Source organism: Streptomyces sp. NPDC045678, from assembly GCF_056432085.1.
The window spans coordinates 62599-78155 of sequence record NZ_JBWKJS010000012.1; the positions used below are offsets into that span (position 1 = coordinate 62599).

Sequence of the window (15557 nt, forward strand, 5' to 3'; positions counted from 1 at the left end):
AATGACCGGCGGTCGAGCGGGGCTGGAACGGCGGTATCGGGGCGGAACAGCGGGACTTGTTCCGTGAACACGAAAAAGCCCCGCGGCCAGCCGGTAACGGGCTGGCCGCGGGGAAAAGGGAAAACGTGCGGGTGGTGTTACCGCGTCCCGCCGGGCGGGGGCGCGCTGCCGGGGGCGGGAGCGGGTGCGCTGCCGGGGGCGGGCGGGCCGCCGGCGGCCATCTGCTGCATCCGCTCACGCATGTTCGCGGTGGTGTTGGCGTGCGGGAACTCCGTGGCGGGCACCTCGGTGCCCAGGAACGCGCACAGCGGCTCCCAGCCCCGGGTGACGTCGTAGACCAGGAGGTTGTCCGCGGGGACCGCGTCGATGATCTCCTGGTTGCGGCGGTGGTAGACCTCGATGGCGTGGTCCTTGTCGGAGAACCGCCCCGCGAACAGCCCTTCCCAGGTCATGACGTTGGTCATGCGGAAGACCCGGGCCTGGCGGGTCCCCTGCTCGGGAGGGGTCTCCTTGTTCTTCAGGACGAACTGGTACAGCGTGTTGTACGTGCTCTCGTACCAGCCGTCCGCGTCGCGCACCGTCAGGACGACCTTGGCCTCGGGGAAGGTCTTGATGATCTGGTCGTAGTAGAAGGAGGGCGGGCCGTCCACCGCGGAGGTGTAGCCCTCGAAGACCGCGTCCCAGTCGGGCTGCTGCCCCTCGCAGATGATGCGTTCCCACTGCTCCAGGCGCTTTTCGTCGCCGACGATGTCGAACATGTGGTAGCAGGGGCCGTAACCGAGCTGTTCCAGCGCCACCTGCAGTGACGTGGTCCCGGTCCTGCCGAGACCGGCGTTGATGAGCTTCAACACGGTGCGGTTCCTTCCCTGCGGCTGGGTGGTCAGGTGGTGCGTGGGGCTCCCGGTCGTCACTGCTATGACGCCCGGCGGCCCACAGATGTGACAGGCCCCCGGCGCCGCACGGGCCCGGGGCCCGGCAGGGCGGGGCGGGCCGGGCCCGCGGGGGTCTGGGCGGGCCCGCGGGGTCTGGGCAGGCCCGGCCCGCGCGGCGTGGGCGGGCCGGGTCAGCGCCAGGCCGCGGGCACCTGGCGGGTGGCGACGTTGATGCGGTTCCAGCAGTTGACCAGGCCGATGTGGATGACCAGGGAGGCCAGTTCCTCCTCGGAGTAGTGGCCGGCCGCGTCCTGCCAGACCTCGTCGGGCACCGCGTCCTCCCGGCCGCTGAGTTCGGTGGCGTCCTCGGCCAGCGCCAGGGCGGCGCGCTCGGCGGGGGTGAAGCAGGTCGCCTCGCGCCACTCGGCGACCTGCGGCAGGCGGGTGTCGGCCTCGGCGGCCTGCCCGAGGTCGTCGGGGATCGTGTAGATGCGGCCGTTGATCTGGCTCACCCGCAGCCGGATGAGGTCGAGTGTCCGCTGCGGGACGCCGACCCTGCCGATGACCTTGGTCAGGTCGAGCAGGGGCTGCAGGGCGTCGGGCACGACCAGCGAAGGGTTGTTCATCCTCGGTGGCATCGGGGCGTCTCCTGTGAGTCGGGCCCGCGCCGGTGCCGCTGCGGCGCCGCCCGGCGGCAGGCGCACGGGGGCGGACAGGCAGGTCCGGGGCGGGCAGCGGCGAGTGCCGGTCCACCAGGCTGACGCCGCGCCGCCTGTCCGTGCAAGTGCCGGTCGAACAGGGCGGCGTGCGGCCGGTGTTCGACCGCGCAGTTCCCGCAGTTGAACATCCCCGGCGTTCACGACGGCCTCGGGCGTGCCGGGCGAACTGTGTGACTCTTCGGTGGGTTCACAGCGTGGGTTCACAGCGCGTGGCCCACCCCCTCCACCTTCCTTCACGACGGACAGAAGGGACCACGGACGTGCCCCTCGAGAAGATCGCGCTCATCACCGGCGCCAACAAGGGCATCGGGCAGGAGACCGCACGGCAGCTGGGCGAGCGGGGAGCCGTCGTCCTGGTCGGCGCCAGGGACGAGGTGCGCGGCAAGCAGGCGAGCGCCGTGCTGGCGGACCGCGGCATCACGGCGGTGCCGCTGCGCGTGGACGTGCGCGACGCGGCCTGCGTGGCCGAGGCCGCCGCCGTCATCGAGCAGCGCTACGGCCGCCTGGACATCCTGGTCAACAACGCCGGGATCGCCGGGCGGTTCACCGGCGCGCCCAGCCGGACGGACGCGGGCGACCTGCGGGAGGTGTACGAGACCAACGTCTTCGGCGTGGTCACGGTGACCAACGCGATGCTGCCGCTGCTGCGCCGCTCGCCGGCCGGACGCATCGTCAACATGTCCAGCCACCTGGGGTCGCTGGCCCTCAACGCCGACCCGGCCTCCCCCATGGCCCACGTCAACATGCTCGCCTACCAGTCCTCCAAGACCGCGCTGAACGCCCTCACCCTCGCCTACGCCAAGGAGCTGCGGGACACACCGATCAAGGTGAACGCGGCCCATCCCGGCGTGGTGGCCACCGACATCAACGGCCACCGCGGGCAGCGCACGCCCGCCCAGGGCGCCGTGATCGCGGTGCGCCTCGCGCTCCTCGACGCGGCCGGGCCCACCGGGGCGTCGCTGTCGGAGGACGGCCCGGTGCCCTGGTAGCGGCGCGGCGGGCACGGGCGGCCGGGCCGTGCGCGGCGGGTGCCCGCACGCTCCGATGAACCTCGTCTTCAGCTCGGGTCATCCTCAAGAGCCGCAGCGGAACGTGTGGCCCGGCGCGTGGAGATCCGGCGGATCGCGGACCCCTGACCCCGAACCCCCTGACCCCGAACCCCCTGAGTCCGTACTCCCTGAGTCCGTATCCCCTGATTGCGAACCCCCTGATTGTGGAGGAGAGCGGGAGCGATGAGCTTCATCAAGGTTTGTCCGGTGGACAAGATCCCGGCCGGCGGCGCGATCGCGGTGGAGGTCGAGGACGTCCCGGTCGCGCTGGTGCGCAGGGACGACACCGTGTACGCGGTCAGCGACCTGTGCTCGCACGCCGAGGTCTCCCTGGCCGAGGGCGAGGTCTACGGCACCACCATCGAGTGCTGGCTGCACGGCTCGTGCTTCGACCTGCGCACCGGAGAGCCCGTCAACCCGCCCGCGACCCGGCCGATCGCCACCTACCGGGTGAAGGTCGAGGACGGCTTCGTCCATGTGTCGCCGGACGGCGAGGACTAGGGACAGGTGGACATGAACCCAGCGAAGCCACCGGTGGTCGGGATCACCGCACGCACGGTCCCGGTCACGCTGCAGGGCACCGCCATGGTGGTCAGCCTCTCGCTCCAGTCGCACGTGGACTTCCTGGCCGCGGCGGGCTGCGTCCCGGTGGTGCTGCCGGTGCGGCCCGGCGTCGAGCAGCTGCTCGACGGCCTGCAGGGGCTGCTCGTCCCGGGCGGCCCGGACATCGACCCGGCGCTGTACGGGCAGGAGCAACACCCGCTGACCCGGGTCGCGAGCACCGATCTTGACCGCGCCGAACTCGCCCTGATCGGCGCGGCGTTGGCGGCGGGGCTGCCGCTGCTGGCCATCTGCCGCGGCATGCAGCTGCTCAACGTGCGCCGCGGGGGCACCCTGCACCAGCATCTGCCGGAGGTCACCGGCTCCAACGGCCACCGCCCGCAGGGCGCCGGCTTCGAGTTCGGCCGACACGTCCTGGACCTGCGGGCCGGCAGCCGCATCGCGCGGGTCTTCGGCGACGACACCCCCAAGACCGCCTGCCACCACCACCAGGCCGTGGACCGCGTCGGCGAGGGCCTGACCGCCACCGCCCGCACGCCCGACGGCGTCGTCGAGGTGGTCGAGGCGGTGGACCACCCCTTCGCGGTCGGCGTGCAGTGGGAGGCCGGCCAGACCGAGGACGACCGTCTGCACCGCGCCCTGGCGGACGCCGCGCGGCGCGGGTGAGGCACGAAACATCAGCTCGATGCAGTGCAAAGCCACTTCCATTCCCGGCACATTCGGCAGTTTCCGTGAGCGTGGGACTGTCACCTTCCGGAAAGGACGAAAATGGGAACAGTCGAGGTTCCGGTTCTTATCGTGGGCGGCGGCGGATGCGGTCTTTCCGCCTCCAACTTCCTGTCCGACCACGGGGTGGACCACCTGCTCGTCGAACGGCACACGGACACCGCGCACGTGCCCAAGGCGCACTACCTCAACCAGCGCACGATGGAGATCTTCCGCCAGCACGGGCTCGACGGGCCGATGGTGGAGCAGGGGGCGCCCCTGGAGCTGTTCGGAAAGCTGCGCTGGCTGACCTCGCTGGCCGGGGACGGGCCGATGGACGCGCAGCACATCCACGAGATCGACGCCTTCGGCGGCGGTTCGCTGCGCGAGCGGTACGCGGCGGCCGGGCCCGTCCTGCCGGTCAAGCTGCCGCAGGTCCGCCTGGAGCCGCTCCTGCGCGCCACCGCCGAACAGCGCCGCCCCGGGCGCATCCTGTTCGGCCACGAGATGACCGGCTTCACCGACGAGGGCGACCGGGTGGTCGCCGAGATCCGCGAGCGGGCCACCGGCGAGACGACCACGGTCACCGCCCGCTACCTGATCGGCGCCGACGGCGGGCGCACGGTCGGCAGCGCCCTGGGCATCGAGATGCGCGGCGTGCCCGCGCTGCTGGACGTGACGACCGCGTACTTCACCGCCGACCTGTCGCAGTGGTGGCAGGAGGGCACCCTGCTGACCCACTTCCTCAACGCCCACGACCCGGATCTGTGCAGCAACCTCATCGAGATGGGGCCCAGCTGGGGCAAGGCCTGCGAGGAGTGGGTGCTGCACTTCCCGCCGATGGACGCCGACCGCCTCGACGAGGAGTCGGTGGTGGCCCGGGTCCGGGAGCTGCTGGGTCTGCCCGAGCTGGAGCTGACCCTGCACCACGTGACGAACTGGACGGTGCAGGCGCTGGTCGCCGAGCACTACCGCAAGGGGCGGGTGCTGCTGGCCGGCGACTCCGCGCACCGCCAGCCGCCCACCGTGGGCCTGGGCCTGAACTCCGGCATCCAGGACGCCCACAACCTGGCGTGGAAGCTGGCCGCGGTCCTCGACGGCCGCGCCGACGACACCCTGCTGGACACCTACGAGGCGGAGCGGCGGCCGGTGTGCCGGCTCAACGTCGACTGGGCGGTCTCGGCGGCCTCCCACCACCAGGCGATCCTGGACACCGTGGGCCTTGGCCCGCACGCCCCCGCGCAGCGCCGGCAGCGGATGTTCGCCTCCTTCTTCGACCCCTCCCCCATCGGTGAGGTGGTGCGGGCCAGGACCGCGGAGATCCTGGACACCCACCGGGCCGGCTGCCAGGCGCACGACTTCGAGATCGGCTTCCACTACGAGCGGGGCGCGCTGGTCCCCGACGGCAGCGCGCCGCCCGCGCGGGTGCCGATGCGCGATGTGTACCAACCCACGACCCGGCCCGGGCACCGGCTGCCGCACGCCTGGCTCGAGCAGGACGGCCGGCGCCTGTCGACCCACGACCTGACCGGCTCCCCGGCCGGGTTCGTCCTGATCACCGGGGCGCAGGGCGGCGCGTGGGCGGAGGCGGCCGCGCAGGTGGCGGAGAAGCTGTCCCTGCCGATCCGGGCCGTCCGCATCGGCGCGGGCGCGGAGTTCACCGACGCCGAGGGCGGCTGGGCGCGGGTCCGCGAGATCCAGGAGGACGGCGCCGTCCTGGTGCGCCCGGACAACCACGTGGCGTGGCGCAGCACGGGCGCCGCGGACCATCCGGCGGACCTGCTGGCGAACGCGTTCTCCCGCATTCTCGATCAGCGGGTCACCGAAGGTTCCGCTTCCTGATTTCCGGGACGGGCGCAAAGGGCGGCCGCCGGCCGGATCGGCGTCGGCCGCCCCCCCTTTTTTTACGGCACCTTTCGCGGCACATCTTTCACGACGGAGGAATACGGTGACGGTAGACGGAACGGTCCTGGTGCTGGGCGGAACCGGCCGGCAGGGCGGTGCGACGGCCCGCGCCCTGCTGCGCCAAGGACGCGTCGTGCACGCGCTGGTGCGTGATCCGCAGGCTCCCGCGGCGCGCGCGCTCGCCGCGGCGGGTGCGGTGCTGGTGCGCGGAGACCTGGAGGACACGGCGTCGCTGCGGGCGGCGATGCGCGGGGTCCGGGGCGTGTTCAGCGTCCAGACGTTCCGGGGCCCGGGCGGGGTGGAGGCCGAGGAGCGGCAGGGCAAGGCGGTGGCGGACGCCGCCGCCGAGGCGGGCGTGGCGCACTTCGTGTACAGCTCGGTGGGCGGCGCGGACCGCTGCGAGGTCATCCCGCACTTCCGCAGCAAGTGGAACATCGAGCAGCACATCGACAAGCTCGGCCTGCCGGCGACGGTGCTGCGGCCCACCATGTTCTACGACATCCTCCTGGACCTCGGCCCCAAGCCGGCCGGCGGTGAACTGGTCCTTGGCCTGTGGCTGCGGCCCGAGGTCCCGGTCCAGGTGATCGCGACCGGCGACATCGGGGCGTTCGCCGCGGACGCCTTCGGCGATCCGGCCGGGTGGCTGGGCCGGCGGGTGGAGATCGCCAGCGCCGAGCTGACCGGCCCGCAGATCGCCGAGGCGTTCGCACGGGTGGCGGGTGTCCCGGTCCGCTACGAGCAGCGCTCCTTCGAACCGCTGCGCACGGCCCGCCCGGACCTGGCCGCGATGTTCGACTGGCTCGACACGCAGGGCTACAGCGCGGACATGGCCGAACTGCGCCGCATCCGCCCCGCCCTGGTCGGCCTGGAGGCGTGGCTGCGCGAGAACTGGACGGTTCCCGAGGTCTAGGCAGCACCGCACCGCCCGAGGACCCAGTCCTCGGGCGGTGCTTGCCGGTGGGCCCGGGCGGTGGGCTCAGGTGGTGGTGAAGCCGGCCAGGGCGCGGCCCAGGATGTCGGTGTCGATGCGGTGCCAGGAGCCGGGCAGCTGCATGCCCCAGCCGTTGGGCAGGGCACGCGCGGTCGCGCGGGCCGCGTCGCGCAGCCAGTCGCCGGTCGCATCGCTGTTGAGGACCAGGGTCGGGGTCCGCAGGGCCGCCAGGCGTGCGGTGGGCACCTCGAAGTCGCCGAGGATGGCCGTGTCGTACAGCAGCGTGTGGGCGTTGGCCTCGTTCGTCGCCCACAGGGGTGCCGTGCGCCAGTCGGCGATGGTCTCGGCGCTCAGGCCCAGCAGTTCGCGCAGCCAGTACTCCGCGGTCTGCCCGCGCCGGTCCTGGGCGAGCAGCGTCTTGAGGGTGTCCATGCAGTCGGCGGGCGGCTTGGGGTGGGGGGCGATGCGGAAGTACGGCTCGTGCAGGGCGAGTTTGGTGATCGGCAGGCCGGCCATGGCCGCTTCGAGGGCGAGGTTCGCGCCGGTGGAGCCGGCGAAGACGACCGCCTGCCCGCCCGCGTCGTCGATGACGGCCGCGAGGTCCTCGATCTCGCGCTCGACGGCGTAGTGCGGGGCGTCGCCGCTCTGGCCCCTGCCCCGGCGGTCGTAGACGTAGGCGGTGCAGTGCGGCGCCAGTTCCGGGACCAGGGCGTCGAAGATGGTGTGGTCGCGGAACGCGCCGTTCATCAGCACGATCGGCGGGCCGTCGCCGGTGCTGCGACAGGCGATCGTTGTGCCGTCCTGGGAAACGACCTTCCGCATGCCACCACTCTCCTCAAGGTCCACGGGGTGTGTTGTGCGCAGCGGTAATGTCCAGCGGTCCGGTCGATGGCGGGTGGAGGATGAATCGGGTGCGCGCCGGGCGCGCGGAACCCGCGGCGCCGGCCGTCGCGGGCCCGTGCGCGAGCGCCACCCCGGGGCCCAAGTCGCCCTGGAATCAGGCGGGTTGCGGGACGATTTGGGGTCCACTCCCGCTCGACCGGGACTATCGGCACCCCTTCAAAACTGATGCGACACCGTATCCACGAAGGAGCAGGTCGTATGGCGGACAACGGAATGGCTCGGTCGGGCACGGCTCCGCATGTCGTCGTCGTCGGGGGCGGCGTCGCGGGGCTCGCGGCGGCGTTCTTCCTGCGCGAGGAGCCGGTGCGGGTGACCGTCCTGGAGGGCTCCGGCCGGCTGGGCGGGCAGCTGGCCGTCTCGGAGCTGGCGGGCGTCGTCATCGACGAGGGCGCGGAGTCGACGTACGCCCGGCGGCCCAAGACCGCCCGGCTGCTGAAGGCCGCCGGCCTGGAGGAGCGTGTCGTGGCGGCGGGCACCAAGTCGATGGCGGTGTGGAGCGGGGGCCTGCTGCGGCCGCCGCTGGGCCGTCAGTTCATGGGCGTGCCCTGCGACATGGACGAGCTCGCCAAGTCCGGCATCCTCTCCGATGAGGGCGTGGCCCGGGCCCGTGCGGACCTGACGCTGGCACGGGCCGAGCGGGAGGGCGACCGCTCGGTGGCGGACGTCGTCGGCGGGCGCCTGGGCCGCGAGGTCGTGGACCGCCTGGTGGATCCGTTCCTGTCGGACGCCTACTTCGGCCGCGCCGACGAGCTGTCCTTCGAGGCCACCCTCACCCCGCTGGTCACCGCCGCCCGGCGGCGCGCCTCGCTGGCGGAGGCGGCGGGCGCGCTGCTGCCGGCCCCGCTGCCGCCGGGGCAGGAGCCCACCACCGGCATCTCCACACTGGCCGGCGGGCTCGGCTCGCTGCCGCAGGTCCTGGCGGACGGCCTGCTCGCCGCCTCGCCGGACGCGGCGGTGCGCACCGGGACACAGGTGCGCGGCCTCGAACGCCGCGCGCACGGCTGGCGGGTGAGCGTGCACAGCGCCGCCGGGCCCGAGCACCTCGACGCGGACGCCGTCGTCGTCGCCGTGCCCGCGGCGCAGGCCGGCCCGCTGCTCGCCGGCGTCCCCGGCACCGGCCGGGCCACCACGGCGCTCGCCGAGATCCCCTACGCCGGCTCCGTCATCGTCACGCTCGCCTTTCCCCGTACGGCACTTGATGCGGTCCGCGCCCTGGGGCACAGCGGCTACCGGGTGCCGGCCGTGGACGGGCGGGCGATGAAGGTCGTCACGTTCTCCACCGTGAAGTGGCCGCACCTGGCGGGCGAGGTGGACATCGTGCGGTGCCAGGGCGGCGGCAGCGGCGGCGAGGACCTGCTGCGCCGCGACGACGCCGACCTCGTAGCACTCGCCGCCGCCGAACTCGCCGAGGTCACCGGGGTGAGCGGCACGCCGCTCGCCTCCCGGGTCAGCCGCTGGGAGCGGGCGGTGCCGCAGTACACGGTGGGGCACCTGGACCGGGTGGCGCGCATCCGTGCCGGCGTCGCCGACCAGCCCGGGCTCGCGGTGTGCGGCGCCGCCTACGACGGGGTCGGGGTCGGCCAGTGCGTGGCCAGTGCCCTCAAGGCCGTTGAGGAGGTGCTCGGCGAGCTGCGCACGGACACCTCCGCCGGCCCCGCATGACAGGGACAGCCAAGATGCCGAGGGATGGGGAGGCCGGCGTGGCCAAGGACACCGTGAGCGCCGTCGACTTCTGGTTCGACCCGCAGTGCCCGTGGGCGTGGATCGCCTCCCGGTGGATCACCGAGGTGCAGGAGCTGCGGCCGATCAGCGTCCGCTGGCACGTGATGAGCCTGGCGGTCCTGAACGAGGGGCGCGACGTGCCGCACAAGTACCGGGTGGGGCTGGGCTTCGGGCCGGTGCGGGTGTGCGTGGCCGCCGAGCAGAAGTACGGCCCCCAGGTGCTGGGCCGCCTCTACACCGAGCTGGGCGTGCGCTACCACCACGAGAAGGCGCCCAAGGACCGGGCCACCCTGGAGGCGGCGCTCGGCGCGGCCGGCCTGGATGCGGGCCTGGCCGCGGCGATGGACTCGGGCGAGTACGACACGGCGCTGCGCGCCTCGCACCACGCCGGCATGGACCGGGTCGGCTACGACGTGGGCACCCCGGTGATCGCCGTGGACGGCAACGCGTTCTTCGGCCCGGTGGTGACGCCGGTGCCGCGCGGCAAGGCCGCGGCCAGGCTGTGGGACGGGGTGCTGCTGGTCACCGCGACGGACGGGTTCTTCGAGCTCAAGCGCACCCGGGACCGCAAGCCGGACTTCGGCTGAGGCGCCGCGGTTTCCCCGCCTGGGCCGGTGCGGTTCCGGTCGACGTGTTCCGCCACACGGATGGCGCCGATCCCCGCACCCGGCAGGCCCGCCCCCGTCAGGATGTGACACAGCACGGTCACCCACACCGACAGGAGCAGCTGATGAAGTTCCGAACCTACGTCGAGCCTCCCGAGCCCATGCGGGGCCTGGAAGTTCCTTTGGAGGTCGTGGAGAAGCTCGACGGGGGCAAGCGGCCGGCCGTGACCATCACCATCAACGGGCACTCCTGGAACAGCCGTCTCGCCATCATGCGCGGCCGCCACCTGATCGGTTTCAGCAAGGCCAACCGGGCGGCCGCCGGCGTGGAGACCGGCGAGGAGGTCGAGGTCGAACTCGCCCTGGACACCGAGCCCCGCGTCCTGGTCGAGCCGGAGGACTTCACCCGGGCGCTGGACGCCGACGCGATCGCCCGCAAGGTGTACGACCGGCTGTCGCCGAGCCGCAAGCGGGCGCACGTGCACGCCATCGAGAGCGCGAAGAAGCCCGAGACGCGCCGGCGGCGGATCGAGAAGGCGGTGGCGGCGCTGCGCGACGAGGCGTTCGCCTAGGGCCGCTGACCCGCCGGAGCCGGCCCGGCCGGCCGGTTCCGGCGGGTCAGAGCCTGTCGTTGAACCCCCGTCGTTCGCGCGGCGCGCGGGCGCAGCGGCGCGTTGGGGCCTCCCCCGCTCGAGCGCAGCCGAGAGCTCGGGGAAGGGCGTGCCGGGCGCCGGGGCGCAGGCGGGGGTTCAAAAGACAGGCTCTCAGTGGTGCGGGGCCAGGGTGGTGACCAGGACGTCGCGGTGGGCGGGCCGGGCGGGGTCGGCGGGGCGGATCGGGGAGACGCCGTGCAGCGTCGCACGGTCGTCGCCCAGCAGCAGGGTGCCGGGCCGGTCGAGCGTCGTGTTCATCCGCTCGGTGCCGTCCGGGCCGTACACCGTGCTCTGGCCGCCGGTGGCGTTCTCGCGGTGGATGAGCAGGGAGGTCACCAGGGTGACGCCGTCGCGGTGGCGCCCCTCCGGGGTGGGCTCCCCCTCGCTGTCCGCCTCGGCCACGATCCTGAAGGGGTGCACCTGCACGTCCCAGGCGTCCGCGTCCTCCAGGCAGGCGGCGGCCCGGCCGAGCAGCCGGATCAGTGAGGCGAGCACGGGCTCGCGGGCGAAGGCCGCGGTCAGGGGCTCGAAGCGGCGGTCCACATCCACATACAGGGGGTTGCTCCGCTGCGGCTGGACGAAGCCGGCGTGTTCCTGCGCGGCGAGCTCGCCCGCCCGCGAGAGGCAAAAGCGCCCGTAGCGCCGCAGCCGCCTGGTGCCCAGTTCGGCCGCGTAGGTGTCCGGGGCCAGCTCCTCCCAGTGCGCGGCGAACTCCCGCCACCCCTTGTCGTCTGTGCCCAGGCACTGCGAGACGGCGCCCGGCTCCATCAGGCAGAAGCCCTCCAGGGCCAGGGCCCGGCGGGCCGTCTGCGCCGCTCGGTGCGGACTGCCGTGTTCTTCGGCCATGGACTCATGCTCGGGCGCGCGCGAGCGCTTCGCATCCGCAGCGCCCCGTGCTGTGGCCGCGCGTGTCGGGGGGCTGTCGGTGGGGGTCGGCGGGCTGTCGGCGCTCTGTCGACGGGGGGCCGGAGATTGGGGTGGCCGGGGCCGGTCGTCCGAGCGGCGGCCGTCCGCACCGCGCACCGCGCGCGGGCCGCGGCCCGCGGCCCGTGGCCCGCGGCGCCGGCCTCCCGGCAGGTTCCGGCCGGGGGCCCGGCCCGTGGTCCACGCTCAGGAAGGAAGCCACCATGACCACTGACATCACGATCATCGGCGCCGGACTCGGAGGGCTGACCCTGGCCCGTGTCCTGCACCTCCACGGCATACCCGCCACCGTCTACGAGGCCGAGTCCTCCCCCGCCGCCCGCGCGCAGGGCGGACTGCTCGACATCCACGACCACAACGGCCGGCTCGCCCTGGAGGCGGCCGGCCTGCTGGAGGAGTTCGCCGGCCTGGTCCTGGAGGGCCACCAGGCGCTGCGGGTCCTCGACCCCGAGGGGCGCGTCCTGCTCGACCGGCCCGACGACGGCACGGGCGGCCGCCCCGAGGTGCAGCGCGGCGAGCTGCGGCAGCTGCTGCTCGACGCGCTGCCGGCCGGCACCGTGCGCTGGGGCCACAAGGTCGACGGCGTCCGGGCCCTGGGCGGGGGCCGGCACGAGGTGACCTTCGCCGGCGGGGCCGGGAGCGCGGTCACCGGGCTGCTGGTGGGCGCGGACGGCGCATGGTCACGGGTCCGGCCGCTGGTCACCGACGCCGCCCCCGCCTACGCCGGCAAATCGGTCGTCGAGACCTACCTGTTCGACAGCGACCGCCACCACCCGGCCACCGCGAAGGCGGTCGGCGGCGGGATGATGATCGCGCCCGCGCCGGACCGCGAGATCGTCGCCCACCGGGAGCGGGCCGGCACCCTGCACGCCTACGTGGGGATCACCGGGCCCAGGAAGTGGTTCACCGCCATCGACTTCGACGACGCGGACGCGGCCGCGGCGCGCATCGCCCGGGAGTTCGAGGGCTGGGCGCCCGAGCTCACCGCGCTGATCACCGAGACCGACACGCCGCCCGTCCTGCGCCTGCTGCACGCCCTGCCCCGGGGCCTGCGGTGGGAGCGGGTGCCCGGCGTGACCCTGCTCGGCGACGCCGCCCACCTCTCGCCGCCCAACGGCGAGGGCGCCAACCTCGCCATGCTCGACGGGGCCGACCTGGGCCGGGCCCTGGCCGCGCACCCCGAGGACCTCGAGGCCGCCCTCGGCGTCTACGAGCAGGCCATGTTCCCGCGCAGCGCCGAGGCCGCCCTGTTCGCGGAGGACGCGATGCACGAGGACGCGGGCGAGGGCGGGGCCGGTGACCACGACCTGTTCGGTCTGATCTCCGCGCTCACCCGGCCCGAGCCGTCCTCTGCCTGAGACCGCCGGGTCCTCACCAGGGCACCGGCGCACCGTGCCGGTCCAGGAACTGCAGGCCCCGGGCGCCCCTTTGGGCCTCGATGACGTCGGCGACGGAGGGGATGCTCTCGCGGGGGGCCAGCGGCGCGTCCGGTCCGCCGAGCCGGGTGCGGTTGTGGCCGGGGTCGATGAGCAGCTTGGTGTGTCCGTCGTCGCCGTGGCGGGTCGTGTAGCTGCGCATCAGCTGGTTGAGGGCGGCCTTGCTGGCCTTGTACAGCTCGTAGCCGCCCTCGGTGTTGAGGGTGATGCTGCCCTGGTCGGAGGACATGACGGCGACGGTTCCGCCGGGGGCGACGAGGTCGCGCAGCACCTCCAGGGTGCGCAGCGGACTCAGCGCGTTGGTGACCATCACCTCGGTGAACATGTCGGTGGACACCTCGCTGATCGGCAGGTCGCCGCGGTCGATCGCGGCGTTGACGAAGAGCAGGTCGAGCCGTCGGCCCGTCAGGCGCTCGCGCAGCGCGGCGAGTTGGGCGGCGCTGGTCATCTCCAGCGTCTCCCGCTCCAGGTGTCCGGTGCGGGCGTCCGCGCGGGCCTGCGGCTGCCCGCCGGGCCCGTGAACGCGACCTGCTCGCCCGCGCGGTGGAGGCCGGCGAGATCTCCCCCGCCCTGGGGCCCGACGCCGTGCTGGACGCGCTGGTCGGCCCGCTCGTCTACCGTGCGCTGACAGGGGCGGGCATCCCGCGCGGCCTGGTGGACACCCTCGTCGACGACCTGCTCAGGCCCCGCCCGAGTTGAGCCTCGGGGCGGGGCGGTGAGCGGGGCGGGCGATGTGCGCCGGCACGGCGGTTACCTGGGGTCGCGGTTGAACCGGGCGGTGGACCAGCCGTAGCCCAGCGCGGTCAGGGCCAGGCACCAGCCCAGCGCGAGCCATCCGTTGTGGCCGATCCCGGTGCCCAGGAGCAGGCCGCGCAGGGTCTCGATGGCGGGTGTGAAGGGCTGGTACTCGGCGATCGGCCGGAACCAGCCCGGCATCGAGTGGAGCGGGACGAAGGCGCTGGAGATGAGCGGCAGCAGGATCAGCGGCATGGCGTTGTTGCCGGCCGCCTCGGCGTTGGGGCTGCTCAGGCCCATGCCGACCGCGATCCAGGTGAAGGCCAGCGCGACCAGGGCGAGCAGCCCGAGGGCCGCGAGCCATTCCAGGACGGTGGCGTCGGTGGAGCGGAAGCCCATCGCCACGCCGACGGCGCCGACCAGGACGAGGCTGATGAGGATCTGCAGGACGCTGCCGACGACATGGCCGAAGAGGATGGAGGCGCGGTGGATGGCCATGGTGCGGAAGCGGGCGATGATGCCCTCGTTCATGTCGGTGGAGATGGAGACGGCGGTGCCGATGGCGGTGGAGCCGATGGTCATCAGCAGGATGCCGGGCACGAGGTAGGCGATGTAGGCGGAGCGGCCCGCGCCGGCGCTCATGGTGTCGCCGAAGATGTAGACGAACAGCAGCAACAGCATGACCGGGGTCATCAGCAGGTTCAGGGTCAGCGAGGGATAGCGGCGGGCGTGCAGGAGGTTGCGGCGCAGCATCGTGGAGGAGTCGCGCACGGCGAGGGAGAGGGAGCTCATCGGACGTTCTCCTGGGAGGGGGCGGGGCGGGCGGGCCGGTGGCCGGCGTCGGCGGTGAGGGCGAAGAAGACGTCGTCCAGGTCGGGGGTGTGCACGGTCAGTTCGTCGGCCTCGATGCCGGCCAGGTCCAGCCGGTCCAGGAGGGCGCGCAGGTCGCGCTGGCTGCCGTCGCTGGGGAGCTGGAGGGTGAGGGCCTCCTCGTCGCGGACGGCTTCGGGCAGGGCCGCGGCGGCGCGGTGGTGGGCGGCCGGGTCGGTGAAGCGCAGGCGCACGTGCCCGCCGGGGACGAGCCGCTTGAGTTCCCGGGCGGTGCCCTCGGCGGCGATCCTCCCCTCGTGCAGGACGGCGATGCGGTCGGCGAGTTCGTCGGCCTCTTCCAGGTACTGGGTGGTGAGGAAGACGCTCGCCCCGCCGGTGACCAGTTCGCGGATGATGCCCCACATGGTGTGGCGGGAGCGGGGGTCCAGGCCGGTGGTGGGTTCGTCGAGGAAGATGACGCGGGGGCCGCCGACCAGGGTCATGGCGATGTCCAGGCGGCGCTTCATGCCGCCGGAGTAGGTGGCGGCGGGTTTCTTCGCGGCCGCCACGAGGTCGAAGCGCTCCAGGAGTTCGGCGGCCACCCGCCGCCCCTCGTGCCGGGGCAAGTGGTGCAGGTCCGCCATGAGGAGCATGTTCTCCTCGCCGGTGATCAGGCCGTCGACGGCGGAGAACTGGCCGGTGACGCCGATCTCCGCGCGGGCGGCCCGGGCCTGGTGTGCGAGGTCGTGGCCGGCGACGTACAGGTCACCGGCGTCGGCGCGGACGAGGGTGGAGAGGATTTTCACGGCGGTGGTCTTGCCGGCGCCGTTGGGGCCCAGCAGGGAGAAGACGGTTCCTTGCGGGACGCTCAGGTCGATGCCGTCCAGGACGGTCTTGTCGCCGTAGGACTTGCGCAGCCCGTGGGCCGCGATGGCCAAACCGGTCATGAGGGGAGCTCCTTGTGTCGGGGGCCGCGGGAGGAGGAGGGGAGGGAGGGTGGGGCGGGAGGCCGGGGGTCAGGGAGCGG

At 73.5% G+C, this 15557-nt stretch carries 15 protein-coding genes and 2 pseudogenes; 10 read left to right on the forward strand and 7 right to left on the reverse strand.

Annotation, left to right across the window (positions count from 1 at the left end):
• Window positions 1-137: 137 nt before the first annotated feature.
• Complete coding sequence (locus AC07DO_RS34660) at window positions 138-851, reverse strand: sulfotransferase family protein (RefSeq protein WP_479065540.1); 714 nt, start codon at window positions 849-851, stop codon at window positions 138-140.
• Between the two features lie 212 nt (window positions 852-1063).
• Window positions 1064-1510: a carboxymuconolactone decarboxylase family protein gene (locus AC07DO_RS34665; RefSeq protein ID WP_479065542.1), complete on the reverse strand. Its 447-nt coding sequence runs from the start codon at window positions 1508-1510 to the stop codon at window positions 1064-1066.
• Window positions 1511-1851: 341 nt separating this feature from the next.
• Here AC07DO_RS34665 and AC07DO_RS34670 point away from each other — a divergent pair, with 341 nt between their 5' ends.
• The 5 genes from AC07DO_RS34670 to AC07DO_RS34690 all read left to right on the forward strand — a co-directional run bounded on the left by AC07DO_RS34670 (window position 1852) and on the right by AC07DO_RS34690 (window position 6721).
• Window positions 1852-2580, forward strand: a complete 729-nt coding sequence (locus tag AC07DO_RS34670; RefSeq protein ID WP_479065544.1) for an SDR family oxidoreductase — start codon at window positions 1852-1854, stop codon at window positions 2578-2580.
• Window positions 2581-2823: 243 nt separating this feature from the next.
• Window positions 2824-3141 (forward strand): Rieske (2Fe-2S) protein, encoded by a 318-nt coding sequence (locus AC07DO_RS34675; protein WP_479065546.1) that lies wholly within the window; start codon window positions 2824-2826, stop codon window positions 3139-3141.
• A 12-nt stretch (window positions 3142-3153) separates the two neighbouring features.
• Entirely contained in the window at window positions 3154-3867 is a 714-nt protein-coding gene (locus tag AC07DO_RS34680) for a gamma-glutamyl-gamma-aminobutyrate hydrolase family protein (RefSeq protein ID WP_479065548.1), read from the forward strand.
• 102 nt (window positions 3868-3969) lie between these two features.
• Window positions 3970-5748, forward strand: coding sequence for an FAD-dependent monooxygenase (locus AC07DO_RS34685; RefSeq protein ID WP_479065550.1), 1779 nt, complete (start codon window positions 3970-3972; stop codon window positions 5746-5748).
• A 106-nt stretch (window positions 5749-5854) separates the two neighbouring features.
• Complete coding sequence (locus AC07DO_RS34690) at window positions 5855-6721, forward strand: NmrA/HSCARG family protein (RefSeq protein WP_479065552.1); 867 nt, start codon at window positions 5855-5857, stop codon at window positions 6719-6721.
• Window positions 6722-6787: 66 nt separating this feature from the next.
• On the opposite strand, the gene AC07DO_RS34695 is transcribed toward AC07DO_RS34690, so the two are convergent.
• Complete coding sequence (locus AC07DO_RS34695; protein ID WP_479065553.1) at window positions 6788-7564, reverse strand: alpha/beta fold hydrolase; 777 nt, start codon at window positions 7562-7564, stop codon at window positions 6788-6790.
• Window positions 7565-7843: 279 nt separating this feature from the next.
• On the opposite strand from AC07DO_RS34695, the gene hemG reads away from it, so the two are divergent.
• The 3 genes from hemG (at window position 7844) to AC07DO_RS34710 (ending at window position 10544) form a co-directional block, all read left to right on the forward strand.
• On the forward strand, window positions 7844-9307 hold the full coding sequence (gene hemG / locus AC07DO_RS34700) for a protoporphyrinogen oxidase (protein ID WP_479065555.1): 1464 nt from the start codon (window positions 7844-7846) through the stop codon (window positions 9305-9307).
• Between the two features lie 14 nt (window positions 9308-9321).
• A complete protein-coding gene (locus AC07DO_RS34705) occupies window positions 9322-9954 on the forward strand; it encodes a mycothiol-dependent nitroreductase Rv2466c family protein (protein ID WP_479065557.1) in 633 nt (210 codons plus the stop codon).
• 143 nt (window positions 9955-10097) lie between these two features.
• Window positions 10098-10544, forward strand: a complete 447-nt coding sequence (locus tag AC07DO_RS34710) for a YdeI/OmpD-associated family protein (protein WP_479065558.1) — start codon at window positions 10098-10100, stop codon at window positions 10542-10544.
• 192 nt (window positions 10545-10736) lie between these two features.
• Here AC07DO_RS34710 and AC07DO_RS34715 read toward each other — a convergent pair whose 3' ends face one another.
• The gene (locus tag AC07DO_RS34715; protein ID WP_479065559.1) at window positions 10737-11471 is read right to left on the reverse strand and encodes a 2OG-Fe dioxygenase family protein; all 735 of its coding nucleotides are present in this window, start codon (window positions 11469-11471) and stop codon (window positions 10737-10739) included.
• A gap of 281 nt (window positions 11472-11752) precedes the next feature.
• On the opposite strand from AC07DO_RS34715, the gene AC07DO_RS34720 reads away from it, so the two are divergent.
• Window positions 11753-12907 (forward strand): FAD-dependent oxidoreductase, encoded by a 1155-nt coding sequence (locus AC07DO_RS34720; protein ID WP_479065560.1) that lies wholly within the window; start codon window positions 11753-11755, stop codon window positions 12905-12907.
• Between the two features lie 13 nt (window positions 12908-12920).
• On the opposite strand, the pseudogene AC07DO_RS34725 reads toward AC07DO_RS34720, so the two are convergent.
• Window positions 12921-13496, reverse strand: a pseudogene (locus AC07DO_RS34725) (SDR family oxidoreductase); the annotation flags it as partial.
• Between AC07DO_RS34725 and AC07DO_RS34730 the strand changes: the two are divergent.
• Window positions 13463-13684, forward strand: a pseudogene (locus AC07DO_RS34730) (TetR-like C-terminal domain-containing protein); the annotation flags it as partial. The pseudogenes AC07DO_RS34725 and AC07DO_RS34730 overlap by 34 nt on opposite strands.
• Window positions 13685-13735: 51 nt before the next feature.
• Here the strand turns inward: AC07DO_RS34730 and AC07DO_RS34735 are convergent.
• Window positions 13736-14512: an ABC transporter permease gene (locus AC07DO_RS34735; protein WP_479065562.1), complete on the reverse strand. Its 777-nt coding sequence runs from the start codon at window positions 14510-14512 to the stop codon at window positions 13736-13738.
• The gene (locus AC07DO_RS34740) at window positions 14509-15477 is read right to left on the reverse strand and encodes an ABC transporter ATP-binding protein (RefSeq protein ID WP_479065564.1); all 969 of its coding nucleotides are present in this window, start codon (window positions 15475-15477) and stop codon (window positions 14509-14511) included. Before AC07DO_RS34740 ends, AC07DO_RS34735 begins: the two co-directional genes overlap by 4 nt.
• Window positions 15478-15557: the final 80 nt, after the last annotated feature.

What these genes read in the sequence shown, in the direction of transcription:
- AC07DO_RS34715 (WP_479065559.1), bottom strand. Translation starts at nt 11,471, where the DNA reads ATGGCCGAAGAACACGGCAGTCCGCACCGAGCGGCGCAGACGGCCCGC.
- AC07DO_RS34705 (WP_479065557.1), top strand. Translation starts at nt 9,322, where the DNA reads ATGCCGAGGGATGGGGAGGCCGGCGTGGCCAAGGACACCGTGAGCGCC.
- AC07DO_RS34740 (WP_479065564.1), bottom strand. Translation starts at nt 15,477, where the DNA reads ATGACCGGTTTGGCCATCGCGGCCCACGGGCTGCGCAAGTCCTACGGC.
- AC07DO_RS34720 (WP_479065560.1), top strand. Translation starts at nt 11,753, where the DNA reads ATGACCACTGACATCACGATCATCGGCGCCGGACTCGGAGGGCTGACC.
- AC07DO_RS34695 (WP_479065553.1), bottom strand. Translation starts at nt 7,564, where the DNA reads ATGCGGAAGGTCGTTTCCCAGGACGGCACAACGATCGCCTGTCGCAGC.
- AC07DO_RS34710 (WP_479065558.1), top strand. Translation starts at nt 10,098, where the DNA reads ATGAAGTTCCGAACCTACGTCGAGCCTCCCGAGCCCATGCGGGGCCTG.
- hemG (WP_479065555.1), top strand. Translation starts at nt 7,844, where the DNA reads ATGGCGGACAACGGAATGGCTCGGTCGGGCACGGCTCCGCATGTCGTC.
- AC07DO_RS34675 (WP_479065546.1), top strand. Translation starts at nt 2,824, where the DNA reads ATGAGCTTCATCAAGGTTTGTCCGGTGGACAAGATCCCGGCCGGCGGC.
- AC07DO_RS34735 (WP_479065562.1), bottom strand. Translation starts at nt 14,512, where the DNA reads ATGAGCTCCCTCTCCCTCGCCGTGCGCGACTCCTCCACGATGCTGCGC.
- AC07DO_RS34665 (WP_479065542.1), bottom strand. Translation starts at nt 1,510, where the DNA reads ATGCCACCGAGGATGAACAACCCTTCGCTGGTCGTGCCCGACGCCCTG.
- AC07DO_RS34680 (WP_479065548.1), top strand. Translation starts at nt 3,154, where the DNA reads ATGAACCCAGCGAAGCCACCGGTGGTCGGGATCACCGCACGCACGGTC.
- AC07DO_RS34685 (WP_479065550.1), top strand. Translation starts at nt 3,970, where the DNA reads ATGGGAACAGTCGAGGTTCCGGTTCTTATCGTGGGCGGCGGCGGATGC.